Source organism: Moraxella sp. CTOTU47616 (genome assembly GCF_032017465.1).
Classification (GTDB): Bacteria; Pseudomonadota; Gammaproteobacteria; order Pseudomonadales; family Moraxellaceae; genus Faucicola; species Faucicola tetraodonis.
In genome coordinates, this window is sequence record NZ_DALZPU010000001.1 from 97021 (window position 1) to 110360 (window position 13340).

Genomic DNA, 13340 nt, shown 5'->3' on the forward strand with positions numbered 1-13340 from the left:
AAAACCCTGACTAAACTGGTTAGTCAGGGTTGATTGAAGTTACAAAAACTTAGTGACCTGTACCATTGATATGGCGAATCATGTCTTCTACTACTTTTTTGGCATCGCCAAAGATCATCATGGTTTTGTCCATGTAGAACAAGCTATTATCAAGACCTGCGTAGCCGGCACTCATTGAGCGTTTGATGACCATCACGGTTTGCGCTTTGTTTGCTTCAAGAATTGGCATACCAAAGATCGGTGAGTTTGGATCGTCTTTTGCCGCTGGGTTGACCACGTCATTGGCACCGATAATCAGCACAACATCTGTACCTGCAAAGTCGGAATTGATTTCATCCATTTCTAAGATATCTTCATACGGCACATCTGCTTCAGCCAATAGTACGTTCATATGACCTGGCATACGACCTGCCACGGGGTGAATGGCAAAACGCACGTCCACGCCTTCTTCTTTGAGCATTTCATAAAGCTCTTTTACCGCATTTTGGGCACGGCCTTGCGCCATACCATAGCCTGGCACAATGACGACACTGCTAGAGTTTTCCATCATAAAGGCAGCATCTTCAGGTGAGCCTGTACGGTAAGTTTTGGGTCCGGTATCTTCTTCTGTCGCAGCGGCTGAGCTGCTTGACATACCGCCAAACAATACGTTGAGCAGTGAACGGTTCATGGCTTTACACATAATGTAGGACAAAATCGCCCCAGATGAACCCACCAGAGACCCTGCGATAATCAACATTGAGTTACCTAGGGTAAAACCGATACCGGCTGCTGCCCACCCAGAGAATGAGTTGAGTAGCGATACCACCACAGGCATATCACCGCCACCAATCGGCGCAATCCACATCCAGCCAAAAATAATAGCCAAAATGGTCATGGCATAAAACGCTGGCATAGATTGGGTGGTAAAATACATAATACCAAATGCTAACATCGCGATGAACAATAGCGCTTGGACAGGTTTTACCCAACTGCCTTTAATCGTCTTTGCCCAGCTTTTTGCCGCCAATTTACCAAAAGCAAACATTGACGCTGAGAAGGTAATTGCACCAATAAAACAGCCCACAAACAACTCAAACCGCGCGATGGTGCTATGCTCGACGCCTGTATGCAACACGCTCGCTAGTGCAATGGCAACTGCCGATAGACCGACTAAAGAGTGCATCAAAGCCACGGTTTCTGGCATTTGCGTCATGGCAACAGTACGTGCTTTCCAAGTGCCGACCACCGCGCCTAGCACCATCGCGCCAACAATTAATACAAATACCGGACTGGGTGCCAAGAAAAAGGTAGTGATAATGGCAATCGCCATACCTATCATACCGAATCGGTTACCACGGATGGCGGTTTTTGGACTTGATAAACCCCGTAAGGTTAAAATAAATAGCACCGCACCAATCAAATAAAACCAATCCGCATGTTGGGCGACCCAATTCAAATTCTCATTCATCAAGCATTTCCTTCTTTGTTTGGCTCAGCTTTGGCTTTTTTATCTTTTGATTTAAACATCGCTAGCATACGTTCCGTCACCGAAAAACCACCAAAAATATTGATGCTGGCTAAAAATACCGCAAACGCCCCCAAAAGACTTGTTGGGGTAAACATATCCCCATTGATGCTGACGGTCTGCAGCATGGCACCGACGATGACAATACTGGATAAGGCATTGGTCACTGCCATGAGTGGGGTATGCAGTGCAGGTGTTACCCCCCAAACCACGTAATAACCCACAAAAATAGCCAAAACAAAGATACTAAAGATTGCCACAAATGGGGTGGCAGATGTCGCAGACGCTAATAGGGTCAATAACATAAAACCTCCTAACCTCGATAGGTAAAATTAAATGAAAATTAGGTTAGCGACTGGCTAACAATACTTGACCTTGGCTAGTAACCAGCAAGGCTTTTTGGATTTCATCTTCTGGATTAAGCGCAAACACTTTATTGTCATCCATCAAGGTTGCAAAAAAGTTATACAAATTGTTGGCATACAATGCCGATGACTGCGCCGCCAAGGTCGATGGAATATTGGGCACACCCATGATGGTAACACCGTTTGGGGTGATGATATTTTGTCCCACCACTGAGCCTTCCACATTACCGCCTGTTTCTACGGCCATATCAAGTAGAATTGAGCCAGATTTCATTTTATCGATGGTAGCTTGGTGTATCAAACGCGGGGCATTGCGACCAGGAATTTGAGCCGTGGTAATCACGATATCTGCTTGGCTGACTGCTTTATCGACAACCGCGGCTTGGTCTTTGATATATTGCTCAGACGGTGTCCAAGCATAGCCGCCTGTGTCTTTGGCTTTGGCTTTTTCCTCATCGCTCATGGGAACATCGAGCCATTTACCACCGACTGACTCCACTTGATCACGCACGGTGGGACGTAAGTCACTGGCTTCCACAACCGCTCCCAAACGACGCGCGGTGGCAATCGCTTGCAAACCCGCGACGCCCACGCCTAGGATGACAATACGCGCAGGTTTCACCGTACCTGCCGATGTCATAAACATGGGGAAAGGACGACCAAACTGGTTGGCAGCCAAAATCACCGCTTTATAACCTGCCAAGTTGGCTTGGGATGACAGCACGTCCATGTTTTGTGCCCGCGACAAAGTTCGGGGCAATAGCTCCATGGCATACACTTTGGCGTGGCGATTGGCATAGTCCTGCAAATTGGCATTGCGATACGGATTCATCATACCGATGACAATCGCTTCTTGTTTTAGCTGGTTGATTTGTTCGATCGGCAAGCTATTGACCGTCAGCACCACATCACTTGTTGAGATCGCATCCTCAACAATTTGTGCCCCTGCTTGTTCCAATGCATCATTGGTAATAAACGAACCTTTACCTGCATCGCGTTCGACCACAATATTGTGACCCAACTTGATGAACTTTTTAATGGTATCGGGGGTAATCGCAATCCGATTTTCATATAATGCAGTTTCTTTTGGTACACCAATTTGCATACACTCTCCTCAAGCGGTTCGGTTGGATTCTCAATCCACAACTGACGATTAGCTTAGACAGTTATAAATTAAAAAAATGATAATTAAATTACCATAAATATAATTAATTATGCAAAATAATTCTAGGCGGAATAACAAGTAAATTTGACTGGTGCGTATAAAAAAAAGTTATCAATAAAACTTTTTACAAAATTTTCTTTTAACAAGATAGCTTTTTGAGGGTTAGTTTATTTGCGTATTGCGTTTTTTAAGGTTGCCATTGTCGATTTCAAATTCATCAAAATCTTGGGCAAGCCAAAAATTACCTTGATAACTGGCAGCCACTTCTGCCCGAATATCTGACATATTCAAAGTTTTACTGCTAGGTTTATCAAAAGGTTGAAAACGCGCGCTAAAATGGGTCAAAATCAGGTTTTTTATTTGTGATAGCTGCGCAAAATCGGCAACTTGCTTGGCGGTTGAATGCATGGAGTCAAAATAGTTAGGGGCTACTTTTCGTTTATCAGCGATTGCTTGGGTATAAGTAGCCTCGTGTACCAACACATCGGTATCTGATATGGCATCGGCTAATAGCTCAGGTGAGTCATTGTCGCCTGCGACTATCAGCACGGTTTTATGCAGCGTGGTGGTGACAAAATCCGCGGATTTTAGCAAGGTGTTATCATCTAGATCGACATCAATACCGTATTTAAGTTTGCCCCATAACCGTTTATCTAGCACGTTAAGCTCGGTGAGTTTTTGGGTTAATAAGGTTTTTTTGGACAGGCGCTGGGTGAATTTAAAGGCATGGCTAGGGACACGGTGTGATAGCGCAATCACGTCAACTTGTAGCTGATGGTCATCTGTCAAATCCAGCGTGATGGGTTGGTAACTATCTCCCTGCGCTCTATTTTCAATGGCGATAAAATTAATGTCAAAACTTATCATCAGCGCTGTCGTGGCTTGCACGGCTGCAAGATAATCGGCAATGGCTTGTGGAGCGATAAGGGTTAATGGATGCTTGCGCCCACTCATCGCCATACTTGCCAGTAACCCTGGCAAGCCATAACAGTGGTCACCATGCACATGGGTGATACAAATCAATTCTAGCTGCATCACGGACAACGGGGTTTTGAGTAATTGATGCTGGGTGGCTTCCCCACAGTCCACTAATACCCAAGGGACGTTTTTTGCTTTGCTATAAGGATTGATGAGTGATACAGCAAGCGCGGTGACGTTGCGGTGTTTGGTGGGTATCCCTGCTGATGTACCCAAAAAAGTGAGTGTTAACATGATTGCCTCTTGATCAAACGAGTGTTACATCGTTATAGTGAATCTTTATCAATTTAACTATAAAATAAAATGCGCTAACAAATTTCACAACAACTTTTGACTGCGCTATGACATTGACTTCAACGAATCTTTTTAACTCTTAGCTTTTAACTTTTGCCTTTTAACCCTTACGCTGTGTCTGACAAATTCGGCAATTTTTCTTTAATCATCAGCCTTGTATTTGGGGATAGGCGGATTTGGGGCGTGCTTGGTTACTGATCCAACGGCTGACGGCGGGCTGCCTGCTTAAGTTTTAAAGATTTGGTAACAGATAATAGCAATAATAATTTGGCAAGCGGGTTATTATTGGGGATGATTTCACTGAGTTTTGGTATACTCAATGCTGCTTGTATCACCTCTTATATCACCTACTGAACACAATAAGGAAATGCTATGTTCAAGTTTTTTACCCCACTCTGTTTCTCATTAAGTTTATTTGGCTGCCAAGCTGTTAGCTCAGATCAGCAAAACCCCCAACCTATGCCTCAGCCCATCAAGAAACCTGAGATGATGTGCACCATGCAATATGATCCTGTCTGCGTCAAAACTATCAATAATGGCATCGTCCGCTATCAAACCTATGGCAACGCTTGTATGGCAAATAATGGCGTCAATGCTATGGACAAGACTATGAGCGTCACCAAAGGTGCTTGTGAGGCAGAGACTAGCAAGTGAATGAGTTAGTAAGCGACTGAGCTAGCAAATAGCTGGGCTATCATAAGTTAGCCCACCATAACGTCTGCACTAGCTTGTTTTGCCATAGCTGACTGACGATAAAACAAGCGAAGAGCTATAATCCCTCTAATTACTTTGTGTTAAAGGTTTTGCATCTGTATGTCATTAGCATTGATTATTGATGATGAAGTAGATTTGTGTCGCTTGATGCAGATGACACTCAAAAAAATGGGCATAGAATCCAAAGTCGCCTATGACTATGCCACCGGCATCAGCCATCTTCAAGCGTATAATTTTGATTTTTGCTTAACCGATCTCAAACTTCCTGATGGCACAGGACTAGATATCGTTAAATTTATCAGTAAAAATTATGCCAAAACCCCTGTGGCAGTGATTACCGCCCACGGTAGCATGGATTTGGCGATTGAAGCGTTAAAATTGGGCGCCTTTGATTTTGTCAACAAGCCACTTGAGCTATCACGGCTACGCCAGTTGGTCGAAAACGCCTTGAAGGTGGCGGAAAATGCCAATAAACTCAATTGTAAAGAAGTCTATGATCCTTTTAGCAGTCGCCTAATCGGACAATCTAACGCCATTGCCCAGCTCAAAACCACCATCAAAAAATTGGCGCGTAGCCAAGCGCCCGTATTTTTGTGGGGAGAATCGGGCACCGGTAAAGAAGTCGTTGCCAAGCTTATTCATGATTTAAGCCCGCGCTGCTCTGCCAATTTTGTGCCTGTTAACTGCGGTGCCATCCCTTCAGAGTTGATGGAAAGTGAGTTCTTTGGGCACAAAAAAGGCAGCTTTACTGGGGCTACCGCAGACAAAGAAGGGTTATTCCAACAAGCAAATGGCGGCACGCTATTTTTGGATGAAGTAGCGGATTTGCCGATTTCCATGCAAGTCAAATTATTACGCGCCATTCAAGAAAAGAAAATCCGCCCCATTGGGAGCACCCAAGAGATTGCCGTGGATGTGCGTCTTTTATCCGCTACCCATAAAAATTTGGCTAAGCTTGTCGAAACGGGTGAATTTAGACAAGATTTATATTATCGCATCAACGTGATTGAAGTAAAATTACCCAGTCTCAATGAACGGCGTGATGATATTTTACTGTTAGCCAATCATTTTATCTCTTTGATTGCAGACGATTGGGGACTAGCGCAGCCACTGACATTATCCAATGAAGCCGCGGTTCAATTGACAAACCATCACTTTGCAGGCAACGTGCGTGAATTAAGAAATATCTTAGAGCGGGCGATTACCCTAGCTGATGATAATGTGATTGAAGCCCATCATTTGAATTTGCCATTATCAGCCGCCAACGTATCGCCTGACACTCCTAGAATCCATGAAATCCATGAAATCCAAAAAACTCATGAAATCACAGAAACCCCCAATCAATCCGTCTTATCAATACCGAGTCAACCGAGCGCGCCAAAAGTTGAGCCCTTAGCCGAGCCTAAATCCGCTTCCAACAGCCCCATCAATACTTCCTATGGCAGCAACTTGTTTGCAAGTGGTTACAAAGTCAAACCCAATATTCAACTTACGCCCACGCCCACACCAACCCAATCCACCCATGATGCGTTAACCCATGAATCGTTAACTTTAGATGCGCCGATAGGGAATATCAATGCACCTAATTTAGCCCAGCCCGCCGCTGAAGAAGGTCAACTGCCTGCCGAAGGGCTGGAAGAATATTTGATGAATCAAGAACGAAAAGTCATTATCGCGGCGCTCAACTGCAGTGGTTGGAATCGCACCCAAGCTGCTAAACTGTTAAATACAACGTTTCGCTCACTGCGCTACCGTATGAAAAAATTGGGCATTGATAGTGACAGTGATATTCATAGTGATAGCGATGAGGATTAAAAACTTCGGATAAAGGACAAATCGATATTTTTTGATAAATCTACTATCCCTACTTGGTCATAACAAGCTAGTGGAAAACGCCGGCGGATGCCTAACCACTGGTTTGCTGATTGAGCAAATAGCACGAATCGATTGCCTTTTTCATCGAGTTTATTGTCGATATTGTCAATTTGATGCAGGCATTTTACCGCAATGATATCAATGTCTAATGTAACAGCGGGTTTTTGGTACAGAAGTCTGTCTTGTTGCTGTTCAAACTGCTTGGTGAGTTGTAGCCATTGCCAATAATCTATTGGCTGCGCAAAGTCTAAATATGCCACTTGGTTAAAATAAACCGGTGTATTGGATGTTTGCTTGTTTAAATCTTCGTTTAAATTGTTATCACTACAAGTATCTTCACTACTATGAATCGCGCTGAGGGTCAACGTGCCAAAGTTTTGCAGCCAGTCTTTGACTTTTTGTAAATAATAAGATTGTTTGACATTACTGGCTAACGACAAAACACAGGCTTCGATGACTATGACATCACGCGGTGGTACACTCATACTCAAATGCTCAAATAAACATATTTTTGCTTAGGCTAATTAATTTTGCTGAAAACGGGTAATTTTAACCCCGACACTATCGGCTTGTTTGATGGCGGTGGGTTTATGAATCGTCACTGTGACTTTTTCTGGGGCAAATTCTGCCAAAATCATCTCAGCGACCAATTGCGCTAACCGCTCTAATAGCGCCACTTTATTGGCAATGCTCACTTCAGCCACACGCTCACTGACACTTTTATAATTGATGGCATCTTGAATATTATCAGTCTGCGACGCTTGGTATTGACAGCCCACCATTTCAATATCAAAAATCAATGGTTGGGTTATTTGCTGCTCCCACTCATACACGCCAATCACGGCATCGACTTTGAGACCCTTCACAAATACCATATCCGTTGAATTGCCCGTCAGCTTGATTGGCTGACTGTTGGACTTTTCGTTTGCAATCGCATGTAAGGCATCCGCCGCTGAATATAGCGATTCATGCATGGTTTTTTGTGTGGGTGCTTGCGTGCTAGTATGGGGCGTTTCAAGGTTAGTTTGTTGGGTGGTTTCTGGTGTAGTCATTTTTACTCTCGTTAGGTATTTCGTTGTTTGATTAAATCATAACTAAAAAATACCAACCCTGTCCAAATAAAGGCAAAGGTAATCAATTTATAAATGTTAAAAGGCTCATGATACAAGAATATCGCCAATAAAAAAATCATGGACGGGGTCAAATAATTTAAAAAGCTCAATAAGCTAAAATTAACCATTTTGGTGGCTTTATTAAACATGAGCAAAGGTATCAAGGTCACAGGCCCTGCAATCATCAATAAAAAAATTGATGGCGACAGCCAAAAATCTAACTGACTACTAGCAACATTATGCATAGCAAACCAGCCAATAAAGACCGGCACCAATAATGCCGTTTCAATAAACATCGCAGACAGTGCGTCAAGCGGGGTATGGCGATGCATCAAACCATACACAGAAAAGCTACTCGCTAACACTAACGATACCCACGGCAATTTACCCAGCACGACTAACTGAATCGCCACACCTATCGCTGCCAAAATCACTGCCATCCATTGCAAAGGACGCAGTTTTTCTTTGATGACCACAAGGGATAGTAAAATACCCATCAACGGACCAATATAATAGCCCAAACTGGCTTCCAAAATCTGATCATGATTGACCGCCCACACGTACACCAACCAATTGACTGAGATAATCGCACCCGAAACGGCAGTATAAAGTAGCCATTTTGGGTTGGCTTGAATCACTTTTACCCAGTGCCAGTTTTTGGTCACTGTCATGATCAGTAAAATCGTGACAAACGTCCAAATAATTCGATGCCCAATGATTTCAATCGCATCATACTCTTTGAGTAGCTTAAAATACAGGGGGAAAAAACCCCAAATCAAAAAAGCAGCCAGTGCGGTCAATACGCCTTTGGGGGTGGTCACTACGGTTGGTTTTTCATGGTCAGTAATATCAACGGCACGGGTCGGAATGTCACTATTGATGATATCAATGGTTTGACTTTGGGGGATTTGACTCTTAAGGATTTGATGTTCGGGGATTTGATTTTTCATTAATACAACGATAAATTTTATTTTTTATAAAAAAGTAAAAACTAAGAAAGTCATAGTCTATCTTAGTTTTCATGTCATCCATGTAAAGACTTGCGACAGTGATACAAATTTAGCTCACCTAGGGTTTAGTCAGTCACTACTTTAACTTGCAATCCTGCACTATTGACCAGTTCAGCAAAGTTAGGGAAGCTAGTATTGACCGTTTCGGTACCATGAATGGTAATCGTATCGCTTGCGCGCAAACTTGCCACAGTAAAACTCATGGCAATGCGATGGTCATGGTGACATTCAATCTCACCACCGCCAAATACCTGTGCCACATCACCGCGACCTTCAATTTCAATGCCATCATCGAGTACGGTACAGGCAATTCCTAAGGTTTTTAACCCATCTGCCATGACTTGAATACGGTCAGATTCTTTAACGCGTAGTTCAGCTGCGCCATGTAGCACCGTTTTCCCCGTGGCACAACTTGCTGCCACAAACAACACAGGGAATTCATCAATGGCGAGTGGCACCAAGTGCTCAGGAATCTCAATACCTTGCAACTTTGAAGATTTCACCACAATATCGGCAACTGGCTCACCGCCAACGGTGGTTTCATTGGTCAATGTCAAATCAGCACCCATCAGCTTTAAGATATCAATCACGCCGGTGCGCGTGGGATTGATGCCCACTTTTTTGATGGTCACATTGCCTTGTTGGGCGATGGCACCTGCGACCATAAAAAATGCCGCCGATGAGATATCAGCAGGCACTGCGATATCACATGCCGTTAATTCGCCGCCCCCTGTTACACTAATTTGATTGCCATTGTGCACTTTTGATACTGTCACAGGATAACCAAATGCCGTCAGCATGCGCTCGGTGTGATCGCGCGTCACTTCTGGCTCAATTACCGTGGTAGTGCCTTGTGCCCATAGCCCTGCTAGCAGCAAACACGATTTCACCTGCGCTGATGCCATCGGCATTTCATAGCGGATACCTGTTAAAGTTTGGTTGCCTGTGATACTAATCGGCGGTGTACCTTTTTCGCCCGTGGTTTGGATTTTGGCACCCATATCCCGCAGAGGCTTGGCGACCCGTTCCATTGGACGTTTGGATAAACTCGGGTCGCCCGTCATCACCGAATCAAATTTTTGTGCTGATAAAATACCTGATAACAAGCGCATACTGGTGCCTGAATTACCCATGTATAGCGGATCATGCGAGGGTTTTAACCCATGTAATCCAACCCCATGAATCACTACTCTGCCTTGGTTTGGACCTTCAATCACTACGCCCATATCGCGAAAGGCCTGCAAAGTAGCGAGTGCGTCTTCACCTTCCAAAAACCCTGTCACCGTGGTGGTGCCTTTGGCTAACGAACCAAACATAATCGAACGGTGAGAAATAGACTTGTCACCTGCGACGGTGTGACTGCCTTCAAATTGTTGCGCTGGGGCGATAACGTAAGTTTGCTTCATGGCTTGTTTTTCCAAATAAGGCGTTTTATTTAACATATGTCCAAAATGTTGTCGAGCGGCTTGGGCTTGGGTCAATATACCCAGCATCCGCTCAGAATCATTGGTTTCAATAATTGCTTTCAACTGGCTTAATTGCTCACTAAATTCATCAATGGCATCGAGTAACGCGGTTTTATTGGCATAAAAAATATCATGCCACATGGTTGGGTCGCTGGCGGCGATACGGGTAAAATCCCGAAAGCCACCCGCCGCGAAACGAAAAATATCCATATTGTCGTTGTGCTTGGCTAATTGCGCGACTAGATTGTAGGCTAGCAAGTGGGGTAAATGACTGGTACGCGCGAGCACCTTATCATGATAATCCGCTGACATGGTCACCACTTCTGCGCCAGTCTGTGCCCATAGCGCAATCACTTTTTTAACCGCTTGTTTGCTCGTGGTATCGAGGGGCGTTAAGATGATTTTGTGGTTATCAAATAGTTTGGCATTACGCGCATCAATCCCTGATTTTTCTGCGCCGGCAATCGGATGGGCGGGCACAAAACCTTTGGGCATATCGTCACCAAACACCGCGCTGGCGTCTGCAATGATATTGCCTTTGGTACTGCCCACATCCATGATAATACTTTTATCGGTAATAAAGGGTTTGATTTGTTCAAAAATTTTTTTGACCGCCTTTACCGGCGTGGCTATCACCACCAAGTCTGACCCTTGCACCGCAAGGGCAGCATCATCAAATCCTGCATCAAGCAGTCCGTAGTTGATACCTTTATCAATGGTTGATTGTGAACGGCTGACCGCCACAATTGATTTGACCAATTTTTTATCACGCATGGCTTGTGCCAAACTTGCGCCGATGAGCCCTAGCCCAATAAAACACACTTTTTCAAACATTTAACTTACCGATTTTTTATAATTTGCTAAAAAGACTGCCAACGCAATCAAAATCCCACCCAACATAGTGGTGATGGTGATTGTTTCGCCCAATAAAACCACACCCAACAATACCGCAATGAGCGGAATAAAATAAATATACAGCGAGGTTTTCACCACGCCCAAATGCTTATTGGCATTGGTCCACAACACAAAACACAAGGCAGAAGCGATACCACCTAAAAACAGTAAATTTGCCAGATTAATGGGCGTAAACGCATGAAGGTTGATAAAGCCTTCACCTGTCACAAGCATATACAGCGACGCGGTGATTATGCCATACAAAAACACTTTACGCATGCGTACCATCGGGTTGAGCGCATCTTTAATTGCACTGTTAGCAAAGCCAAAAAATGACCACGCCAACCCACTTAATATCGCTAAAATATTACCTAGCATGCCATTGGTTAAACTCATCGGCTGATTAGCCAGTACTAATGCCACGCCAACCAACGCCATCACACAGGCTATCAACAGCAACTTGCTAAAGGCATGGGTTTTAATGATAAAACTGGCAATCAGCACCGTAAACAAGGGGGATGCTGTGACTAGCAGCGCCGCATTACTACTATAGGTATATAGCAATGCGGTATTTTCTAGCAAAAAATACAAGGTGATACCGCACAGCCCCGACAAAAAATACAACACTTCGTTTTTTACACTACTAAAGGTTTGCAGTCTAGGTGACATGGCAAACAATAACCCATAGGCAAATAACGACCGATACAGCAAAATCTGAATGGGTGACATATCCGCCAGCAGCACCTTGGTGCTTGCTAATGTTGTTCCCCAAACGATGACCACAAATAACGCTAAAAAATGCCAAAATACTTCACGATTTTTTTCTAACATTGGCTTAGCTCAATACCTGCGCCAACGTATCTAAAAAACGATTAATTTCTTCAGGCAAACCCACACTCACACGTATCCAGGCTGGCAGACCGTAGCCAACCATCGGCCGCACTACCACACCTTGCTCAATCAAAGTTTGGTAGATGTCCATGCCATCACCGACATTGACCATCACAAAGTTGGTCGCTGATTTGACATAGACGACACCTAAGCTATCCAAGCCATCATATAAGGCTTGTCTTTGCTCATGGTTAAACGCCAAATATTGGTTAATAAAATGTTGGTCTTTAATCGCTGCTGTGGCGGCGGCATGCGCCAACGTACTGGTATTAAACGACTGACGCGTATAATTTAAAATCTCGGCAATGCTTGCGCTGCTTACGGCATAACCAATGCGCAAGGCTGCCAGTCCATAAGCTTTGGAAAAGCTACGTAGCACAATGACATTGTCATACTCTTGGATCAAATCTACACAGCTGAGCGTTGGTACAAATTCGATGTAAGCTTCATCAATCACCACCATCACCTCCGATGGCACTTTTTTGATGAATTTAATCAGGTCATCTTTGACGAGCACGGTGCCTGTGGGGTTGTTGGGATTGGTGATAATCACCATTTTACAATTGGCAGTTTGATTGACGCTCTCAAGCATCGCAGGCAAATCATGGGCAAAATTTTTGGCAGCAACTTGTTGGGTTCGCTCATTGATACCCAAAGACGCCAATTCGTAATCCGAAAACGCGTATTGAGAATACACAATCACATCATCGCCATCGGCAAAGCTTGCAGTAATGTTATTGAGTAACTCATTAGAGCCATTACCCAACACAATTTGTTTTGTTTCACAGCCCAAAAAATCGGCTAACGCTTGTTTAAGCCCCTGCCCTGCGCCATCAGGATAACGCGATAATTCGCCCAGTTTTGACGTGATTGCCAAGGTCACGTGTGGCGAGCAGCCCGTGGGGTTTTCATTGCTCGCCAATTTAACGATGTCACCCAAGCCATACTCACGGGTCAGCTCTTCATTGGATTTATCCATTTCATAAGCTTTTAACTGCTCAATACTGTGATTGACCGATTGGATCGTCATATCAAAACCTTTAGTTGATGATTGATACTGATAAAAATT

At 44.0% G+C, this 13340-nt stretch carries 12 protein-coding genes; 2 read left to right on the plus strand and 10 right to left on the minus strand.

The annotated features are described in order from the left end of the window. Window positions 1–49: 49 nt before the first annotated feature. The 4 genes from RTS10_RS00365 to RTS10_RS00380 form a co-directional block, all read right to left on the minus strand. Entirely contained in the window at window positions 50–1438 is a 1389-nt protein-coding gene (locus tag RTS10_RS00365) for an NAD(P)(+) transhydrogenase (Re/Si-specific) subunit beta (RefSeq protein ID WP_156652118.1), read from the minus strand. An 11-nt stretch (window positions 1439–1449) separates the two neighbouring features. After that, window positions 1450–1812 (minus strand): proton-translocating transhydrogenase family protein, encoded by a 363-nt coding sequence (locus RTS10_RS00370; RefSeq protein WP_076776182.1) that lies wholly within the window; start codon window positions 1810–1812, stop codon window positions 1450–1452. A gap of 43 nt (window positions 1813–1855) precedes the next feature. Then, complete coding sequence (locus tag RTS10_RS00375; protein ID WP_203171873.1) at window positions 1856–2977, minus strand: Re/Si-specific NAD(P)(+) transhydrogenase subunit alpha; 1122 nt, start codon at window positions 2975–2977, stop codon at window positions 1856–1858. A gap of 222 nt (window positions 2978–3199) precedes the next feature. Beyond that, entirely contained in the window at window positions 3200–4249 is a 1050-nt protein-coding gene (locus RTS10_RS00380) for a ribonuclease Z (RefSeq protein ID WP_312538697.1), read from the minus strand. 432 nt (window positions 4250–4681) lie between these two features. On the opposite strand from RTS10_RS00380, the gene RTS10_RS00385 reads away from it, so the two are divergent. Further along, window positions 4682–4963 (plus strand): subtilase-type protease inhibitor, encoded by a 282-nt coding sequence (locus RTS10_RS00385; protein WP_007116663.1) that lies wholly within the window; start codon window positions 4682–4684, stop codon window positions 4961–4963. 159 nt (window positions 4964–5122) lie between these two features. Beyond that, window positions 5123–6838, plus strand: a complete 1716-nt coding sequence (locus RTS10_RS00390; RefSeq protein ID WP_312538698.1) for a sigma 54-interacting transcriptional regulator — start codon at window positions 5123–5125, stop codon at window positions 6836–6838. Here RTS10_RS00390 and RTS10_RS00395 read toward each other — a convergent pair. The 6 genes from RTS10_RS00395 to hisC all read right to left on the minus strand — a co-directional run bounded on the left by RTS10_RS00395 (window position 6835) and on the right by hisC (window position 13301). Continuing rightward, on the minus strand, window positions 6835–7383 hold the full coding sequence (locus tag RTS10_RS00395; protein ID WP_312538699.1) for a 2-amino-4-hydroxy-6-hydroxymethyldihydropteridine diphosphokinase: 549 nt from the start codon (window positions 7381–7383) through the stop codon (window positions 6835–6837). The two genes, RTS10_RS00390 and RTS10_RS00395, sit on opposite strands and share 4 nt — an antisense overlap. Before the next feature lie 39 nt (window positions 7384–7422). Continuing rightward, entirely contained in the window at window positions 7423–7950 is a 528-nt protein-coding gene (gene folB, locus RTS10_RS00400; protein ID WP_312538700.1) for a dihydroneopterin aldolase, read from the minus strand. 11 nt (window positions 7951–7961) lie between these two features. After that, window positions 7962–8960 carry an EamA family transporter RarD gene (gene rarD / locus RTS10_RS00405; RefSeq protein WP_219331250.1) on the minus strand — a complete coding sequence of 333 codons (999 nt, stop codon included), beginning with the start codon at window positions 8958–8960 and terminating at the stop codon, window positions 7962–7964. A gap of 125 nt (window positions 8961–9085) precedes the next feature. Beyond that, a complete protein-coding gene (locus RTS10_RS00410) occupies window positions 9086–11320 on the minus strand; it encodes a bifunctional prephenate dehydrogenase/3-phosphoshikimate 1-carboxyvinyltransferase (protein ID WP_101963734.1) in 2235 nt (744 codons plus the stop codon). Beyond that, window positions 11321–12211 carry a DMT family transporter gene (locus RTS10_RS00415; RefSeq protein WP_101963733.1) on the minus strand — a complete coding sequence of 297 codons (891 nt, stop codon included), beginning with the start codon at window positions 12209–12211 and terminating at the stop codon, window positions 11321–11323. It abuts the gene before it with no gap. A gap of 4 nt (window positions 12212–12215) precedes the next feature. After that, window positions 12216–13301 (minus strand): histidinol-phosphate transaminase, encoded by a 1086-nt coding sequence (gene hisC, locus RTS10_RS00420; protein ID WP_219331248.1) that lies wholly within the window; start codon window positions 13299–13301, stop codon window positions 12216–12218. Window positions 13302–13340 lie beyond the last annotated feature (39 nt).